Here is a 17,405-nt window from a genome sequence, read left to right on the forward strand (position 1 = left end):
TCCTTCACAATTGGGACAATTGGTTAAATAGCTCTTTCTGCTTGGCAGACAGATTGGTTGGAATTTTTACAGAAAGCGTAACATAGAGATCGCCGAACTGTCCTTCCTTTTTATATACAGGGAACCCTTTGCCCTTTAGGCGTACTTTTGTTCCGTTTTGGGTTTCAGGCTTGATTTTGATTTTAACCGGACCTGCCAACGTATCGACGTGAAGTTCGCCGCCCAATACGGCGGTATACAAGTCAACATCCATGGTCCGGTACAGGTCATTTCCTTGCCGCTTCCATAAGGGGTCCGGTGCGATGTTAAACTTGATATACAAATCACCGCTGGGTCCTCCATTCATACCTGGACCACCCCAACCGGCCAATTTAATGGTTTGTCCGTCGGCAATGCCGGCCTGAACCGTAATCCGTACATTTTTGCCATTAACCGTGAACGTTTGTTGATGCGTACGATAGGCTTCTTCCAGGGATAACGTCAATTCCGCGTGGTAGTCTTGTCCTTTAAATACCGTCCGCCTTCCTCCGCCGGTACGGGTACCAAACAGGGATTCGAAGAAATCTGAAAACTCGCTGTCATCAAAACTCCCGGTATACTCATAGGTCTGTTCACCCGATGGATTACTCCTGCGCGTATGCCGTTGCTGCCGCTGCGCTTGCTCAAATTGCTCGCTATGCTGCCAGTGCTCACCATATTGGTCATACTTTTTGCGCTTTTCAGGGTCGGATAATACCTCATTCGCCTCATTAATTTCCTGAAAGCGTTGCTTCGCCTGTTCATCATTCGGATTAACATCCGGATGATATTTCCGTGCGAGTTTGCGGTACGCCTTCCGGATCTCGTCGGTGCCGGCGCTTTTTTCCACGCCCAATACTTTATAGTAGTCTACAAATGCCATTTTTTAGCGTAATCTCCCAAACTTAACCAACTTTGATTTTATAATCAAGGAGAACGCACAAAAATGGTAAGAGATTTGTACAAGAAGCACATTATATAGATTTTTGGGCAACAATTAGTTAGCAACAAAACAAACGAACATGAAAAAAACGCATGCTTACTTGTTCATTTTCCTTTTGCCATTAACAACTTGGCGCTGTACAAGAGAAGACGATACGCTGGGGGATTCGGACATCTTTGCTCCGGTGGGAGGCACGATCGCCATAAACGAATCGGCACATGCTTCAGGATCTCCTGAGGGGATGACCGAAACAGGACAGAATGAAGATGACCTTGTGGAAAATGCCACGTTTAGCAAAACGGTCACTATTACCTTCGGAGAGACGGTGCAAATAGAGAATGCGTATGCAGATGCGGGGGTGAACGTGGCCGTAAGCGGACAGGACGTGGAAGTTCATGCGACTACCGACGAGGTCGAATATGTGCTGACCGGGACGTCAACCGATGGCGGGTTCCAGATCTACAGCGAAAAGAAGTTCAAGCTAGCACTTACCGATCTTTCGCTCACCAATTCCGATGGCCCGGCTATTCGTAACCAATCGGACACAAGCGCGTTTGTTGTGCTAACCGGAACGAATCAACTTACCGACGGGCCAACTTACGCCGCAACTCCGGATGATGCTGACCAAACGGGAACGATTTTCAGCGCAGGACCCTTGCTGTTTTCCGGCGAGGGCACACTTACTGTACAAGGAAACCATGCCCATGCAATCATCAGCGACAAGTACATCCGTGTCCGCTCAGGCACAATTACGATTGCTAGCGCAGTGGAAGACGCCATCCATTGTCACGATTATTTCATTGCGGATGGCGGCACATTTCACATCACGTCCAACGGAGACGGCATCGAAGTTGAGGAAGGGCATATAATCATTAACCGCGGCGAATTTACCTTAGACGTAATAAACCACGGCATCGCGGCCTCTTATGAAGGGGAAGATCCAGACATTGACCCGTATTTAATTATCAATGGCGGAACAATTTCGATCAATAATTCAGAAGGCGAAGGTATTGTAAGCAAGCGTACGCTTACCATCAATGATGCAAACATTACCCTAACCAGTATCGATGATTGCCTCCGTGCCGCCGATGCAATCTATGTCAACGGGGGCTTGCTCCATCTCGTAAGTACGGGCCGTAATGCGATGCTTTCGACGGGTACGGTTACTGTTACCGGTGGTACCGTTATTGCCCTTGGGAACGAGGGAGGGATTAACTGTGGGGACAACGAATTAAAAATTACCGGCGGTTTGGTATTCGGCAGTGGCGAAGCAACGAGTGCCCCGGCCGAAACCTCATCTACCGTCTATGCACTGATTGCAGATGGAATGGAAGCAGGCCAGATCATACACATCGAAGACGCTAACGGAAAAGAGACCTTTACGTTCATGAACCCATCGAGCTTTGGCACGTTGTTATTGGCCAGCGCAAAGCTGAAAGCTAACACCACATATAATCTATATGTTGGCGGGACGGTTACGGGCGACACCAACGTACTGCACGGGCTTTACACAAAAGGCAATTACTCCCGTGGCACCGCAATCGCTCAATTCAGCACTTCAAATAAGGTTACGCAAATTGGCGGACAAGTTATATAGAAGTAAGACCTGTGGATGATGATGTGCTAGGTATTTCAACCTAGAGTTGTTACCTTAGCCTGATCACAAACATATTGCAATGGAACAGATTATGAATCTTTTAAATGGAAATCTCGGCAACCAGCTTACCTCCGGAATTTCCAAACAAACCGGGGTTTCTGAAGCGGAAACCCAGTCAGTGGTATCAACAGCCCTTCCCGCGCTACTCGGGGCCTTGCAAAACAATGCCAATAGCGGACAGGGTGCGCAAGGCATTCTTAGTGCCCTCGCTTCTAAACACGATGGAAGTATCCTCGACAACGTTTCCGGATTTCTGGACAGGGATGACACTTCCGATGGAAACGGCATTCTGAAGCACGTCTTGGGTGATAAACGCGGAGCGTTGGAACAGTCGATCAGCGGGAGAACAGGCGTGTCGTCCGGTGCGGTGTCCAAGATATTGGCTATGCTCGCACCCATCGTGATGGGGTATCTGGGAAAGCAAAGCCGGAGCAATAACGTAAGTGACGGCAATGGGTTGAATGATCTGTTGGGGGGCCTTTTGGGCGGACAATCGGGCAACAACATATTGGGCAGCTTGCTGGATCAGAATGGCGACGGAAAATTAGGAATCGACGACGTAGGTGGCTTGCTAGGCGGCTTTTTCGGAAAAAAATGACACGCCGTCCAATAACGGGTGTCATATTGGCACTCGTTACGATTCTGCACACATTTTGTGATGAGAAGCAAAAGCATTTTGTATGACCACGCAAATCACACAAGATAATAAGCTAAAAAAATTGATTGTGGTGGGTGACCGGATCTTAATCAAACCCACTACGCCTAATGAACGTACGGCAAGCGGCCTTTACCTTCCACCCGGAGTGCAGGAAAAGGAAAAGGTGCAATGGGGATATGTGATGAAGACCGGTCCCGGTTATGTGTTACCCGTACCTGCCGAAGATGACGACGCATGGAAACCTCAGGAAGAAAAGGTAAAGTACATTCCTTTGCAGGCGAAGGAAGGAGACCTGGCTATCTTTCATGTAGGCGCGTCGACCGAGATCCAATACCAAGACGAGAAGTACTTTATTGTACCACAAAGTGCAATTCTGATGCTGGAGCGCGAAGAAGAACTGTAAAATAATTAAGCCCTTAATCCCAGATATTCTGTCAGCTCAGTGGCTGCTGCCCTACCGGCGCGGTTCGCACCGATAGTAGAAGCTGAAGATCCGTCCCCCACTAAATGGACCCGGGGCTCCTTTGCGACCATCGTGGCCAATCTTCCCGCCATGACGATGCCGCCATTTTCTTCCCGCAACATCAGTGGCATTAGGTGATCAAGCGAACTACGAAAACCCGTGCACCAAAGAATCACGTCCGCATGCATTTCGCGCCCGTCGGCCCAACGGACCCCCTGCTCGGTGATTTCAGTAAACATTTCCTGCCGGTTCAATACGCCACGGGTGTTCATCGCTTCAATAGCCGGTGTAAGCGGGAGTCCTGTCACGGAAACAACGGAAGCGGGAGGCAGTCCCTTACGGACGCGTTCTTCTACAGCCGCCACCGCCGCACGCCCTTCTTCTTCACCAAAAGGCCCCTTCCGGAACAACGGGGGTCTACGAGTGACCCACGTTGTCGTCGTCACCCGGGAGATTTCATCCAACAGTTGAATGGCGGATATGCCACCACCAACGATAATGACATGTTTGCCGTTAAATGCAGCTGCGTTTTGATAATCCCTGGTATGCAACTGTTTGCCCTTAAATAAGCCCGCACCGGGATATTCGGGGATATACGGGGCTTCCCACGTACCTGTGGCATTAATAATTCCTTGAGCGGAAAAGAATCCTCGATCCGTTTCGATACGGAAACGCATCTCCCGTTCACAGACCACCTTTACCTTCACCGGGCGATAGACCGTGATACCAAATGTCCGTTCGTATACTTCAAAATAATGCGGCACGGCGATGTTTGCCTGCACTTGGGCAGCATCGTGGTCCAACGTTTCGGAAAAGGCAAGTCCAGGCAAGTCATGGATCCGATTTACTGTGCTCAATGTAAGTGATGGCCAACGGTACTGCCACGCGCCGCCCGGATGAGGGGATTGGTCCAATACAACGAATCCCCTCCCCGGAGTTAATCCCAGTTTTTTGAGGTGATAGGCGGATGATAACCCTGCCTGACCCGCTCCGATTACGGCAATGTTCGTTTTGTACAGCAGCTTAGATTCCATAATTGCCAAGGATATCCAATACCGCCGGCCGTATTTTTTGGAGCATGCGATCGAAACCCAGGTCGTTGGGATGTGTTCCGTCGGTCGTGCCTTCATGGTCATCACCTAAAAGCCCTTCCGCGGTGATGAGATAGAGATGTTTATCCGTGTGTTGTAATTGGCGAATTTCTCGGAGGAAATTTTCGTTTTGGGCGGTTACGCGATCAGCGATCGATTCGTCAAAATTCCCGCCATCACGGACGATGCTTTGAATGGCGATAATAGGGGCATCCGGATGACGTGCGCGAATCGTATGAACAAGATTCGCCGTACGTTCAGTTACCTGTTCGGGCGAGGAATTCGGTACGCAATCCAAAATAAATGCATCCATTGGCATGGTGGCGATCATATCGGCGACCGCCGCTTCCATCTTGGCGCTGCCGCTGACACCCAGATTGATAAAGTTGTACCCCGTCTGACGAGAGAGCCTCGCCGGATATGCTAAACCCGGCCTACTTGCCGAAGCACCATGCACGATACTGGATCCATACACCAAAATATTCTTTTTAAAGGGATTCGGTTTGGCGATGATTCGGGCCTTGGGGTCCACACCAATTTGTATTGAGAATGTCTCGTCGTAAAGCGGGAGATATAGCAAACATTCCTTATCGATGGGAGCCATGTTCTTAACGACCACGAATTCGTTGCAGTCATGTGTTTCCGGCCGGGCTACCCCCGCATATTGCCACTGCCCATTCCGCTTGATGTACAGATCCATCCCTTCTTGAGCGATAGCTGTCATGTTATTACCCGGTCCCCGAGGGTCGGTACACCATTTCACGGCAATTTGTGTACTGTTGGTTTCAAAACTAAGTGCCAAGCCGGCCGAATGCGTGAGCAAATGCTTCACATTGGATGGAACGTCGGGGAACGCCGCTGTATCCACGCGGTGGAAAAAAGAATCGGTGGGTAGCGGTTTACCGATCAGGGTTAGCGCTCTGGCATCAGTGAATGTCAATGAACTTTCTTTCTGTGCCAACAAGCTATTGGTTAACATAGAAAGAAAGCAGATAAGTAAACAGGAAACTATTTTAATCATCGTATGTGGTAATTAGATTGCCTAAGTTACCAATCCTTTTTGAATTTCCCTGTCAGCAACTCACACTCCATACTGTCGGAAAAAGTCGCAGCCATGTCAATGGCCGGGCCAGCTTTCCGGCAAATACAAAGACCAAACATCATTGGTAAGGGGCGGTACCATGCCACCGGCTATCCATAACTTATCCTTGAAGACAAATGCGGAATGTTCATGGCGTTCTCGCCAAGCCTGCTCAGTTTTGAATTCCTTCCAATGTTTTCCGTCAGCACTGTACCACACGTCCGACCAATTCTTATAGGGATTGCCGGACCATCCTCCCAATAGCCAAATATGGTTGCGATAGACCACGGAGGAAAACCAAATGCGTCCGTGCCAGGGCGCCTCTGCGTTTTCTTGAACCCAGTGGATCCCATCAGCCGAACTCCATACGTCGTTATAGGTAAAATGCTCCGGCACATAATTACCTCCGCCGAAAACATAGATCCGATCATTGAGCACGGCCGCTTGGTGATAAGCTCTAGGTGCCCACCCGGCTTGTCCGGTGGCTTGCTGCCAGTGTATACCATCCTCCGAATGCCAGACATCGTTCTTTAAACTGGTAGAATCGCCGAAGTAGTAGTTTTCTATGCCGCCGAGTATAAAAAGTTTACCCTTGAATTCAACAACGGCAGCCCCAAGGCGGGGCGACCATCCTGCAGCGGGCGTTTCGAGCGTCCAATCAATGCCATCCATAGATGACCAAACGGCATTGCTAGCCGAATGTCCCGGCAAACGACCGTTATACCACCCGCCCATCATCCACATGCGATCTTTAAATACAATGGACATAGGAAGATCGCTATGCAACCATGGAGCTGACGCCTCTACGAGCTGCCAGTTTTTGCCGTCTTCCGAGTTCCATACATCACGTGGCGGTGCTTCGTCGGAATTAAACCATCCTCCCAATATCCACAGCTTATCTCGATATACCAGTTCGCCTTGGGAATCGCGTGCTCGCCAGTTGGCATGCGCTGTTTCGCGTTTCCAATTGACCTGTTTGATCTGTGCATCAGTTGTCCCAAAAGCAAACATCAAGAATAGCCAAGCGATAAGTCTGTTCGTCATGTTGATGGGATCAGCCCTGGTTCAACTAATTTTTCAATTCGTAAACAGCGTTTTTGGTTACAGGCGTCCATGAATCGGTCCGGAAGGGAACGGCCGGAAGTCCTTCGTTATTGAAAAGGTTACTTGTTCCGGGATCATCGGCCCATGCATAACGGACGGCCTTGGGCTGGGCCACGGAGGAAGAGCTTACCACAATCGCTTCGCCTTCAATCCGCGCTTCCGCCGGATAAAATTTCTGATCGGCTCCTGCGATCTCAAATCCAACAACTTTGTCTGACCCTTTGGTCGTCAGCCCACCATGTACATGGTCGAAGTGTATCGTCACCTGGTTCCCGCTTATCTTGTGCTTTTGGTATTCGGGGCCGCTATATACCACGTTCTTATTGTAGGTATCGTGCAAAGCAATGGCTGCTAAACGCTTTCCGACATCTTGCTTATTGCGTGGGTGAATGTCGTTTGTATTGCCGATATCAATCGTCACGGCTTCGCCCGTACGGGGCAATGACAAGGTCAGGTGTTGCGCTTCCCGTAGTTCAGCCCACGTGCTTCCTGTGGCGCTCGTGCCTCCGGCCGCCTTAAAGCTAGCCAATTGCACAAAATAAAATGGGAAATCGCCGAGTCCCCACCGTTTACGCCAATCCTTAATCATCATGGGAAACGATGTGCGATATTCGTAAGCCCTACCCGCATTGCTTTCTCCCTGGTACCAGATCGCCCCTTTTATCGTATAGGGAATCAACGGGTTAATCATGGCATTGAACAGCAAGGTTGGATACCGGTTCGGGTTTGTGTTTTTTTGCACGGTGTCTGCAGGAACATTTTCAAAAACCTGCACGGCCTTTTTTAAGCTTTTATCTTTTTCCAAGGCTTCCTTGCTGATCCACGTCTCCACCATGGTACCTCCCCACGAGGTATTAATCAGGCCAATGGGCACATCCAATTGCTTTTGGAGTTCGCGCGCATAGAAGTAGCCCACCGCGGTAAAATCACCTACATTTTGCGGATTGGCCTGTTTCCACTCCAGCGGCTCTCCGATGTCATCCAAGGGTTGACCAGCGGTTTTCCGTGGAATCTTTATGTGTCGGATCCGGGGGGAGTTTGCACGAGCGATTTCTTGTTCCGCGTTATCGGAATTAGCAACGCTCCACTCCATATTGGACTGACCTGAGCAGATCCAGACTTCGCCGATGAGTACGTCCGACAACTTCAGTGTGTTTTTTCCAGCGACCACCAGTTGAAACGGTCCACCGGCTTCCTCTGGAGAAAGTGCCAGTTTCCATTTACCCTTGCTATCGGCAGTCGTCTCCTTCTGTTGCTTATTTAGGCTGACCTTTACTTGCTCACCGGGATCAGCCCATCCCCATACGGCGATGGGTTGATGCCGTTGAAGAACCATGCCGTTAGAAAAGATCTGTGGCAACCTCACGTCGGCAATCAATGCCTGTACGGATACGATCAGACCGATGCAAAGTAGGAATACGTACTTTCTCATAATTGTTTATAAATAATTTTGATGCAAGTATATCGATTATCCACTTGTTTTCAAACTGTTCCCCGAACTCCTAGATATGATCGTTGCAAGATGCTTGTTGACGGCTATTTCTTTATAAATCGCAGTGAATTGAGATTGAATCCAGAAACTTCCGTCACAAATTTAATCTTGTGCTTTCCTGCTGTAAAGTTCACGGTTAACGGTGGGTTCGGATGCCACCGCCAATCTGCCCAACTGCCAGAGACTCCCCACCATCCCGGACGTCAACGGTATACACCAGCCATTCGCCCGCATTTATATAACCAATATTTGTACCCTCCCCTGCGATTTCGAAGGCGCGAAAGTCACCATGTATGAAATTTTCGATTTCAACCCCACTAATAATCTGGTTATTTTCCCATTGATCCGTAAACCTTCCTCACAATCAGTTCAGAATTTCACCAAAATATTAAACCGCCCTCCGGGTGCAGCATCGCCATTCACGTACCAATCCAACGGGTCGGCTTTTTGCATATTATCCGACCATTTGAATTCCAGTCGTGCGCCATGTGAGGGCAATCCTAACGTTGCAAAAGGAACGGCAATCACCAATTGATCACCGGAAATTTTGGTGTTTACCTTCTGAACATCCAACCAGGCACCGTTTACATACCGTTGAAGCTGATCGCCACGGACTACGCGGAAATCATACCCATGCCAACCCGAATACCCCGATCGATCGACGTCAAGCCAAAGTGTCACCCAATTATCGCCGGAAACCGGTGTTAGGTCGCCAACTGTCTTTGCATAAAAATACAGCGCATCGTGACTCGCCGCTACCTTCAGCGTATCGAAATCATTTCGCCCGGTTTCGTTCACGTAGGTAACCTGCGGGTCCGACTGAGCTCCCGGGTGGTGCCGGTGCAGTACATCCCCCGTATAATCTACGTAGATGGGGGCAACCGCGTTCCAATCGGACCAATCGGCGACAGATTGTACGCTCGGAATATTGGTTACCGAATCCACTCCTTTATACCGCCGGATATTACTGACCATTTGCATGTAATAATGGTCTCTTAATCCTGCGGTGAGTGTCGGTTCGATATCACGGCTATATTCAGGGCTGGCCTGATCGACAAACAGTGCGTGATTCTTGTCGCCGGTCGTACGTCGCGATTTCCCGGCAATCCACTCATTCCAGCCGGTAATGAAAACAAAAGGCACATTTTGCTTTAGGGCGAAATCCCACTGCTCCTGAATGTTATAGCCATACCAAAGGTCCTTTTCCGGATTGCCAGGAGAACCATTCCGGAAGCTTCTTCCCCAATTGCCAGACCGACCGTAGAAGGCTGATCCGCCCATTGAAGCGTCTAAATTGGGGTGCTGAGCGGTCGCAACATTAATAATCTCCCGCTCGCCCTTATGGTTCCGATAGACTTTCTGCGGTCGCTGAAATTCAATCCAAGGCCAGCCGTTGACTTTTTCGGGCTCGTTGGGCCATTGCGACTCCCGGATCGTAAAAAAATCGGCGTAATTACGGCCCGCCGCCTCTTTAGACAAACCGATAATCAACGGCTTATCTTCAAGGTAGAACCAGCAATCCGGATAACGAAAAGGCGCATCCGTCTTATAATAATTATCATAAATTTCCTGCATGGCCTCCCCCGAAGCAGTATTGGTATAAAAAACGACCTTTGGCGCATTCTTCCCTTGTTTTTGAAGCGCATCTATGGCTTTCATCAACGCTTCAGATTGTTGCGGGTAGGTCAGCCGATTTGTGGCGTCAAGGACCAAAAAATCCACCCCCGCATCGGCAAGCAATTGCATATTCTTTAGATGCACCCAATAATCGTCGCCCCGATAATAGCCATAAATGGATTCACCCCAGAAATAATACTTCCCTGGCCGGCCAGCTCCCCCACCCCAACCCGGGTGATCAAAGTCATGGAATACCTCCGGTGTCTTTTCATACAGTTCGTTCAGGTCCCAATGTGTTTCCGAAGTAGGCGATGCTTTATCGCCCTGCCACAGGAAATAAAACAGGCCTACGTGACGATCCGGCGTCGGCGCGCCCACTTCCTCAAACTGCGGTACAATCCGTCCTAGATCGTCCGTTCCCGCAAGCACCTGCCCCCGGCTGTATAAAGGGCTTGCCAACATCGCAATGGCTAGGACAAAAACCCCGGACGTACGGCTATTAATCGCGCATTCAATTCCGATACGGCTGGTCACTGAGATATCCTTTTTCTTTCCAAACATCTTCGATGGGTTTAAATTTCTGAATAAATTGTTCATACGTAGGTTTTTGATTCGGATCTACCCAGCCGATGACAGCAAACGCCGCCAAACGCGGAAACAACTGGTAGTATATCCGTTCCGTTGTAGGTGTAAATTCACCCCATAGCTGGCAGCCCAGTCCGAGAATTTTCTTTTGATCTTGCGGGGCGATGCCATCCGGTATGGGGTTGAAGGAGTAGGCTTTTTCCAGCGAGGTTGTCTCATAGGGATAATCCAGGTAGGTAAAAAAGCGATTAGAGTTGACTACGTCGTAGCCTTTGGCGATCGCCTTGTTGATGAGGGTCACCTCGCCGTCCCAAAACTGCACGATCGTACCGGGGGCCAATTTTTCCGATTGACTCGCTTCGATGTGTGCCTCACCCCTGACATTGTCACCCGTAATCTCATTCCATCCAATCATCTGGTACCCCTTGGAGGCGATGTAAGTCGACAGCCGGTTGATTGCCCACACCTGCAGGTCGGCATAGGTTGGAATCCCCTCTTTTTGCATGAATGCATTGATCGGTTCTGACTGCTGCCAATGCGCATAATTCGCTTCGTCGCCGCCAATGTGAATGATACCTCCGGGAAACAGACTGATAATCTCGTCCAACACGTTATGCAGGAACTCGGTTACCTTCGGATCTGTCACATCGTAGAGATCGCCGGGAACTAATTTACCAACCTTTTTGCTAGAGGCACCCAGCCATGGATACGCATAGACCGATGCCGACACATGGCCCGGCACCTCGATTTCGGGGATAATACGGATACCCCGCGCAGCAGCGTATGCAACGATCTCACGGATATCCTGCTGCGTATAAAAAAGGCCTGGCTTATGCTGGTACAGGCTGTCCCATTTGGCCGGGTCAATCCCTTTGGACATGTGGGTGTGATCCCCCTTTGACGAAATTTCGGTCAACAATGGGTATTTCTTGATTTCAATGCGCCAGGCGGGATCGTCTACCAGATGCCAATGAAACGTATTGAATTTGAGACGAACCATTTCGTCAAGAAGCCGCTTTACCATTTCCTTGCCGTGAAAGTGGCGGCTTTCATCCAGCATAAAAGCCCGCCAGGAGAAATAGGGTTCGTCCTTTATCTCACAAACCGGAATAGCCAGCTGGCCCTCTTGGTTTTCCACCAGCTGCCGCAGGGTTTGCAGCGCATAAACAGCACCGGTTCCGGTATTGGCCGCCACCAGTATGCTTTGCTTTTCGCCATGGGCCATCACCTGAAGCCGATATGATTCCGCACCTTTCCCTCCCTGTTTTCCCTGTACAAGCGAGAGGCGAGCTTGTTTCCGCTGCGGCGTAAATACCGGCTCGATACCGATTTCACCCAACAGCACCGTTACGTATTCACGGTCTATTGCCAGGTTTCTATCCAAGTATACAGACATCTTCGCGGGAAATGTGGCATAATTACCAGATACCGTTACCTGCTTGGGCTCGGGTAATACCCGAACGGCAGATTCCTGTGCATACCCCGAGTTCAGGCACGTAGCGGTGGAATATACAATGAGGGTAACGGCCTGAAAAAACTGCCGTACAGACCGGAGGGACATATCGATATTATTAATCATTTTCAACAAACGCCCTTTTTAGAACTTCCAAATAACCCAGACCGTGTACCGTATCGGGTTCCAGGTAACTTCCCTCAGACCATTCATTCCATGCATTGATGGTAATTAATTTGGGTTGGTCGGGATGAGCATTGGCATAAGCTTTGGCCTTTTCCACATACTTGGCGAACTTTTCCGGTGCAGGATTGGTAATGTATCCGGCTTTGAATAAGAAGCGGGGGTTTGCATCCCATCCCACCGTTACGTTCGGAAAGTAAGGAATGGAAAAATCCCGATCAAAGTCGGTCCACATAGCCGTGGAGGCTTCCGCCCACTGGGTATAGTCTCCATCGGGATTCTGCAGGTGCGCCCAGCAATAGTTGGTCAGGCTATTGAACCCAAAGTACTTCAGGACATCTTCCTGCGTTTCAATCTGGTCGCCCGGTACGCCGGCAATCGTGGACGGTAGAGCCGACCATAAGATCCCCTGTAAGTGTAACCCCGGAAATCCCGCGGCTTTCACCTTCGCCCGGAAACTATCCAATGCTTCTTTGGTCTGCCGGGGGCCTCCCAAACCGTTGATCAAGGTTTGCAATTCATAGATGCAGAAAACCGGTTCGCCATCGATTTTGTAGTACGCTGGATCTTTGAAATATTTCTCGATCACCCGATCCGCCACGTTGTCAAACTGTTCGCGGTCCACTCCGCCTTTCCAGATCACCGAATCGATGCTCGGATTATCCACGTCCCAATACGTGGTTGCGTCGTGGTTGGCCCACATCAGGTAAAAGTTCATGCGCCCCTTGTTAGCCTTCAGGAAGCCATTGTTCACACAGCTTTCCAGGAAGGGCTGCCCTTCGTACCAATACCAATCAAAGATAAAGGTATTGACGCCATGGCTCACCGCAGCCGTTATCTTTTTATCCATATCCGCCGAATCAGCCTCGTCCAGATATCCCCACAGCGGCACTTTGGGTTGTGCATGCCCTTCCTCTTTCGGTTTCGCATTGTAGATAATCTCCCATTCGCCTTTTTTAACGGGAAACAGAAATTCCGCACGGGGTTCATAATGGTAAGCCGGCCAGTAAAAAGCGGCCACGTCGTATGCTTGTTGAGGTTTTTCTGGCTGTTGGCAGGCCGTTACTGCTCCCAAAGCCAACAGGGCACAGACGAATTCGCGTGGATTGCGGGTTAGCAAGTTCATGGTATTTGTGCTTTCTATTTTAGTTGTTCTCTTTCTTGTGCCATATACAACGGTAGTTGAACCGCCTGTTGGGAGCCGTATCCCCGTCGGTGCATAAGGAAATCGGGTCGGTCAGATCAACGGCATTGTCGCTCCATTTAAAGTCAAAGCTCACAGAATTCCCGGTAAGTCCGAGCAGTTTCCTTGGGACGGCCACTTCCATTTTATCGCCTTGGTAACGATAGTCCAATTCCGCAACGATTTGCCAAGGATCCGCTTTGCGTGCGGCATCGTAACGCATGAGTGTAGTTTGGTTGCCGTTTTTCACGTTTTTATTCACCAGGAAATCGTAGCCAAACCATCCGGTTTCCGGATTCTGATCAGTGTCAATCAATAACAGCATCCAGTTGTGATCCGTGTGGGGCGACAGGTTTTCGGAAGTTTGCACATAGAAGGCAACCGAAGTTTTATCGAACGCAACCTTGCTCGTAATCATATCATTCCGGCCGGATGTATTCGAATAATGCAGCCCCCCATATCCTTTGTAATCACGATGCGCCACGTCTGCCTTTGTATCACGGTATTCCACTGCGATCTTATCCCAATCGGTAAAATTGCCGTCGATTGTCACCGGACGGATCCCATATAATTCGGGAATGGGTCGAACGCCCTTATACCTGCGGATGTTCTGCGCCATTTGCATGTAATAATTGTCCGTATAGCCTCCCTTCATGGGTTGAATGGCCCGATTGAATTCGGCATTGTATTGATCTACGAAGAAATACGGACTTTTACGCCGCATGAAATCGGTTGTTTTCCCCTCTTCGGGATGGTATTTCCCGGCGGTCCATTCATTCCAGTCGTTGAGGTATAAAAATTGCGGATCGGCACGAAGCGCCTCGTCCCACCGTTCCTGAAAATAAATTCCGTAGCCTTCCGGATGGGCAACGGTTTTCTTCAGCCAGGGTACTTCCACAGGCATAGGCAAGTCCTGATCGTTCAGGCGAGGCTCCCCGTGTTGCCGTGTCCACGACTTACCCACTAAACTCGATGGATGCTGTGCCGGAGTTACGGCCGCTTGCTCCTTTTTTCCCTGATGTCTGGAAACCAAGCTATCCGGATCCATGCCGCGTACTTGCTTGTTGCCAAGATCGTAGCCGAAACTCCAATTGTCTTCCGTACCGACAAACCGCTGGCCGGCCCATTTATAATAGCCCCACCACATGGTGCGCAAGGTGAAGAAATCCCTTACCTCCTGGGTATAGTCGCGGTAAAACTCTTCGGTATAGTCTGGATCTCCGTAATGGGGATGGTTGACATCGGTTTTGGCCGCCGGATCATAGTGCGGGTTGGGCTGCTTGGCGTCCTGTCCATTGGCGTCGTATTTCGGATTTCCGTTATACAGCAGCAACGGTTTACCATCCCAATAAAACCACAGGTCACGGAAGCGTTCGGTTTTATAAATACGGTCATAGAGATCCTGCACGACGGTGATCACCGGCCCGTTAAATGCCCAGAAACAGAATTGCGGCACTTTATTACCTTCGGCCTTCATCTCCTGCATGGTCTTGAAAAGGACCTCCCATTCGTCCCAGTAGCGTACCGCATTGGTAACGTCCATCACCAGCACATCCACGCCGGCATCGGCCAACATGGACATGTCTTTCCGGATCACATAGGTATCTTTACTGAGGAAATAGCCCATTTCAGGTTCGCCCCAATGGTAGGATCCCGCGGTCCATAACGGATGTTTTGCATCCAACCGTGCTGCAGGGTCGGATGCCAATATACGGGACACGTCGGCCGTATAGGGTGCCGGTTGATCGGCGTTGCCATCTCCATGCCACGTAATGTAGAAAATACCAACTACCCGGCGTTGATCGTCTTTCACGGAGCCGACTTCGTTGTATGCCGGCATTGTCCTGCCCAAGGCATCCGAAGCGACCCAGGTGTCTGGATAAATATCGCGATAATAGGTAGTATCCGATTTATGCCCTGATAAGCGACCACCTTCCTGAGCCAGCGAATGCGAATTGACAACCAACAGCGCAACCGTACCCAGCAGTATAAGGCGTCGAGGTAAGGAGCAAAGTGCACGATTTAACATGATTCGAAAAATCAGGGAGCCGTATATACAAAATTAAACCGTCCGCCGGGTGCGGCGTCCCCATTCACATAGAAATCCATGATGTTTCCGTTTTCCTGCATATTATCGTTCCATTTGAACTCGATGTCCACCGCCTTCTTTTCCAACCCCAATATGCGTCTGTCGATTCCGAGCGCAAGTTTATTAAGATCGACCGAAAAGGGCACTGTCGCTACCTGTTCCCATTCCCACCGATTGCCTACATTCCGTTCCACGATTGCCTTATTGCCTTTGGGACTCACGCGATTCACGATAAAATCGTACCCGTTCCATCCCGTAGCTTTATTTCGGTCTATGTCGATAAACAACATCATCCAATTCCGATCTTGGGGCGAGGTGAGTTTATCGGCCGTTTCCACATAAAAGTAAAGTCGTGCATCGTCCCGTGCTACCTTGGCGCCCACGATGTCGTTCCTTCCGGTGGTGTTTGTGTAATACTGATCGTACCGTCCCCGATGGTCGCGGTGCAAGGTGTTGCCTTTATAATGCTTGAAGTAAGGGGCTACATTTTCCCAATCTGCCCACTTATCAATCCGTACGGTTTTTGGCGCCGAAACCTTTTCCGGAGGTGTCATTCCTTTGAATTTGCGCACATTGTCGATCAATTGCAGGTAATATACATCGCCCTTATCACCCCATCCTTTATTCGGCTCGATGTCGCGACTGTGATTCCAATCGAATTGATCTACAAATGAAAAAGGATCTCCCGTCCAATTGTGCTCAGGTAGCCACTGGCCTGCAATGTATTCATTCCACCCGGTCACGAATACGAGCTCTGGATCAATTTCCTTAGCCCTGTCCCACTGTTCCTGAAAATTCCACCCATATAAATACCCATCGACCCGGGGATCGAAACCATTACGTTGACTAAAGCTACGACCGTACGTGCCCGGCAAATTAAAGGCACTGCAATGGCCATCGGTTTCCGGTCCGGCATTTTGCGCGACCCCTACGGTAGCCTGTTCGAATTTACCATTGCTTCCTTTCACGTAGCCATGCTGAGGATAATTCTCCAACCATCCCCACTGGTCATTCCGTTTAGGTCCGTCCACATAATCCGGTTGTCCGGGGCGAAAAGTGAAAAAAGAGGCAATTTCACGGTCCTCGTCCGAATCTTCCAAGTTGTCCGGATATCCCATAATACAAGGTTTTCCTTTCCAGAAAAACCACAGATTTTTATATCTACCGGGCTTATAGAGATCTTTATACAGCTGTCGCAAGGAAACCAACGAGTGCGGCGCCGGACCAAAAGGCAACATGAACGCAATTTTAGGAACGTTCACACCCTCACGCTGGGCTTGATCCCAAGTTTTCAGCAGCGCTTCATACGAATCCTGCCAGGTGAGGCTGCCGTTTGTGCAATCAAAAAAGACGGCATCCACGCCGGCATCGGCCAGCATTTCGGCGTGCTTACGCAGCACCCACGGATCGGTGGTTTTGTAATAGCCGAACAGGGGCTGCTCCCAATAAAAAAAGCCAGGCTTTTTGGTCCCCCACGCCGGGTGGTTGTAATCTTTCATGGCCTCGGGATGTTTCCTGACGATTTCTGTGATATTCCTTACTTGATAGGTCGTATCGTCATTACCCTGATGCCATGTCCAATAGAACATTGCAACGAATTTATCAGTCTTCTTGTCTCCGGCAGCCTCATATGGGCTTGCCTTCCGGCCTAATGCGTCGGTCATGGCCCATTGATCACTGTTTACGAATTGCGCATGAAGCGTCGTTGGCAATGCCAGTACACTGAGGGCGAAAAAAAAGCAAATTAGTTTATTCATTATTTTCGTATCTTTTCTATTTGTTATTGTG

13 protein-coding genes are annotated in these 17,405 nt (G+C 49.7%); 3 read left to right on the forward strand and 10 right to left on the reverse strand.

The annotated features are described in order from the left end of the window. Positions 1-4 precede the first annotated feature (4 nt). On the reverse strand, positions 5-901 hold the full coding sequence (locus ACFQRK_RS07410; RefSeq protein WP_379005147.1) for a DnaJ C-terminal domain-containing protein: 897 nt from the start codon (positions 899-901) through the stop codon (positions 5-7). A 139-nt stretch (positions 902-1,040) separates the two neighbouring features. Here ACFQRK_RS07410 and ACFQRK_RS07415 point away from each other — a divergent pair, with 139 nt between their 5' ends. The 3 genes from ACFQRK_RS07415 to ACFQRK_RS07425 all read left to right on the forward strand — a co-directional run bounded on the left by ACFQRK_RS07415 (position 1,041) and on the right by ACFQRK_RS07425 (position 3,679). Continuing rightward, positions 1,041-2,558 carry a carbohydrate-binding domain-containing protein gene (locus ACFQRK_RS07415; RefSeq protein ID WP_379005149.1) on the forward strand — a complete coding sequence of 506 codons (1,518 nt, stop codon included), beginning with the start codon at positions 1,041-1,043 and terminating at the stop codon, positions 2,556-2,558. A 79-nt stretch (positions 2,559-2,637) separates the two neighbouring features. Beyond that, positions 2,638-3,216 carry a DUF937 domain-containing protein gene (locus ACFQRK_RS07420; RefSeq protein WP_379005151.1) on the forward strand — a complete coding sequence of 193 codons (579 nt, stop codon included), beginning with the start codon at positions 2,638-2,640 and terminating at the stop codon, positions 3,214-3,216. A gap of 82 nt (positions 3,217-3,298) precedes the next feature. Beyond that, the gene (locus ACFQRK_RS07425; protein ID WP_188747241.1) at positions 3,299-3,679 is read left to right on the forward strand and encodes a co-chaperone GroES family protein; all 381 of its coding nucleotides are present in this window, start codon (positions 3,299-3,301) and stop codon (positions 3,677-3,679) included. Positions 3,680-3,684: 5 nt separating this feature from the next. Here ACFQRK_RS07425 and ACFQRK_RS07430 read toward each other — a convergent pair whose 3' ends face one another. The 9 genes from ACFQRK_RS07430 to ACFQRK_RS07470 form a co-directional block, all read right to left on the reverse strand. Beyond that, a complete protein-coding gene (locus tag ACFQRK_RS07430; RefSeq protein WP_379005153.1) occupies positions 3,685-4,773 on the reverse strand; it encodes an NAD(P)-binding domain-containing protein in 1,089 nt (362 codons plus the stop codon). Further along, positions 4,763-5,791 (reverse strand): SGNH/GDSL hydrolase family protein, encoded by a 1,029-nt coding sequence (locus ACFQRK_RS07435; RefSeq protein ID WP_379005154.1) that lies wholly within the window; start codon positions 5,789-5,791, stop codon positions 4,763-4,765. The genes ACFQRK_RS07430 and ACFQRK_RS07435 overlap by 11 nt, the downstream gene beginning before the upstream one ends. 156 nt (positions 5,792-5,947) lie before the next feature. Continuing rightward, positions 5,948-6,955: a hypothetical protein gene (locus tag ACFQRK_RS07440; protein WP_379005156.1), complete on the reverse strand. Its 1,008-nt coding sequence runs from the start codon at positions 6,953-6,955 to the stop codon at positions 5,948-5,950. A 25-nt stretch (positions 6,956-6,980) separates the two neighbouring features. Continuing rightward, positions 6,981-8,447, reverse strand: coding sequence for a sialate O-acetylesterase (locus tag ACFQRK_RS07445; protein ID WP_379005158.1), 1,467 nt, complete (start codon positions 8,445-8,447; stop codon positions 6,981-6,983). A gap of 429 nt (positions 8,448-8,876) precedes the next feature. Then, positions 8,877-10,685: a hypothetical protein gene (locus tag ACFQRK_RS07450; RefSeq protein ID WP_379005160.1), complete on the reverse strand. Its 1,809-nt coding sequence runs from the start codon at positions 10,683-10,685 to the stop codon at positions 8,877-8,879. After that, positions 10,636-12,288 (reverse strand): beta-N-acetylhexosaminidase, encoded by a 1,653-nt coding sequence (locus tag ACFQRK_RS07455; RefSeq protein WP_379005162.1) that lies wholly within the window; start codon positions 12,286-12,288, stop codon positions 10,636-10,638. Before ACFQRK_RS07455 ends, ACFQRK_RS07450 begins: the two co-directional genes overlap by 50 nt. Then, positions 12,281-13,471: a glycoside hydrolase family 99-like domain-containing protein gene (locus ACFQRK_RS07460; RefSeq protein ID WP_379005164.1), complete on the reverse strand. Its 1,191-nt coding sequence runs from the start codon at positions 13,469-13,471 to the stop codon at positions 12,281-12,283. The genes ACFQRK_RS07455 and ACFQRK_RS07460 overlap by 8 nt, the downstream gene beginning before the upstream one ends. Positions 13,472-13,490: 19 nt before the next feature. Further along, on the reverse strand, positions 13,491-15,557 hold the full coding sequence (locus tag ACFQRK_RS07465; RefSeq protein ID WP_379005166.1) for a hypothetical protein: 2,067 nt from the start codon (positions 15,555-15,557) through the stop codon (positions 13,491-13,493). Between the two features lie 11 nt (positions 15,558-15,568). Beyond that, positions 15,569-17,374 carry a hypothetical protein gene (locus ACFQRK_RS07470; RefSeq protein ID WP_379005168.1) on the reverse strand — a complete coding sequence of 602 codons (1,806 nt, stop codon included), beginning with the start codon at positions 17,372-17,374 and terminating at the stop codon, positions 15,569-15,571. Positions 17,375-17,405 lie beyond the last annotated feature (31 nt).

It is taken from the genome of Parapedobacter sp. GCM10030251 (genome assembly GCF_042666505.1).
Classification (GTDB): domain Bacteria; phylum Bacteroidota; class Bacteroidia; order Sphingobacteriales; family Sphingobacteriaceae; genus Parapedobacter.

Bases quoted from the DNA above. Each gene is read 5' to 3' on its own strand.
- ACFQRK_RS07445 (WP_379005158.1), bottom strand. From the start codon at position 8,447: ATGAGAAAGTACGTATTCCTACTTTGCATCGGTCTGATCGTATCCGTA.
- ACFQRK_RS07450 (WP_379005160.1), bottom strand. From the start codon at position 10,685: ATGTTTGGAAAGAAAAAGGATATCTCAGTGACCAGCCGTATCGGAATT.
- ACFQRK_RS07425 (WP_188747241.1), top strand. From the start codon at position 3,299: ATGACCACGCAAATCACACAAGATAATAAGCTAAAAAAATTGATTGTG.
- ACFQRK_RS07415 (WP_379005149.1), top strand. From the start codon at position 1,041: ATGAAAAAAACGCATGCTTACTTGTTCATTTTCCTTTTGCCATTAACA.
- ACFQRK_RS07430 (WP_379005153.1), bottom strand. From the start codon at position 4,773: ATGGAATCTAAGCTGCTGTACAAAACGAACATTGCCGTAATCGGAGCG.
- ACFQRK_RS07460 (WP_379005164.1), bottom strand. From the start codon at position 13,471: ATGAACTTGCTAACCCGCAATCCACGCGAATTCGTCTGTGCCCTGTTG.
- ACFQRK_RS07410 (WP_379005147.1), bottom strand. From the start codon at position 901: ATGGCATTTGTAGACTACTATAAAGTATTGGGCGTGGAAAAAAGCGCC.
- ACFQRK_RS07465 (WP_379005166.1), bottom strand. From the start codon at position 15,557: ATGTTAAATCGTGCACTTTGCTCCTTACCTCGACGCCTTATACTGCTG.
- ACFQRK_RS07470 (WP_379005168.1), bottom strand. From the start codon at position 17,374: ATGAATAAACTAATTTGCTTTTTTTTCGCCCTCAGTGTACTGGCATTG.
- ACFQRK_RS07420 (WP_379005151.1), top strand. From the start codon at position 2,638: ATGGAACAGATTATGAATCTTTTAAATGGAAATCTCGGCAACCAGCTT.
- ACFQRK_RS07455 (WP_379005162.1), bottom strand. From the start codon at position 12,288: ATGATTAATAATATCGATATGTCCCTCCGGTCTGTACGGCAGTTTTTT.
- ACFQRK_RS07440 (WP_379005156.1), bottom strand. From the start codon at position 6,955: ATGACGAACAGACTTATCGCTTGGCTATTCTTGATGTTTGCTTTTGGG.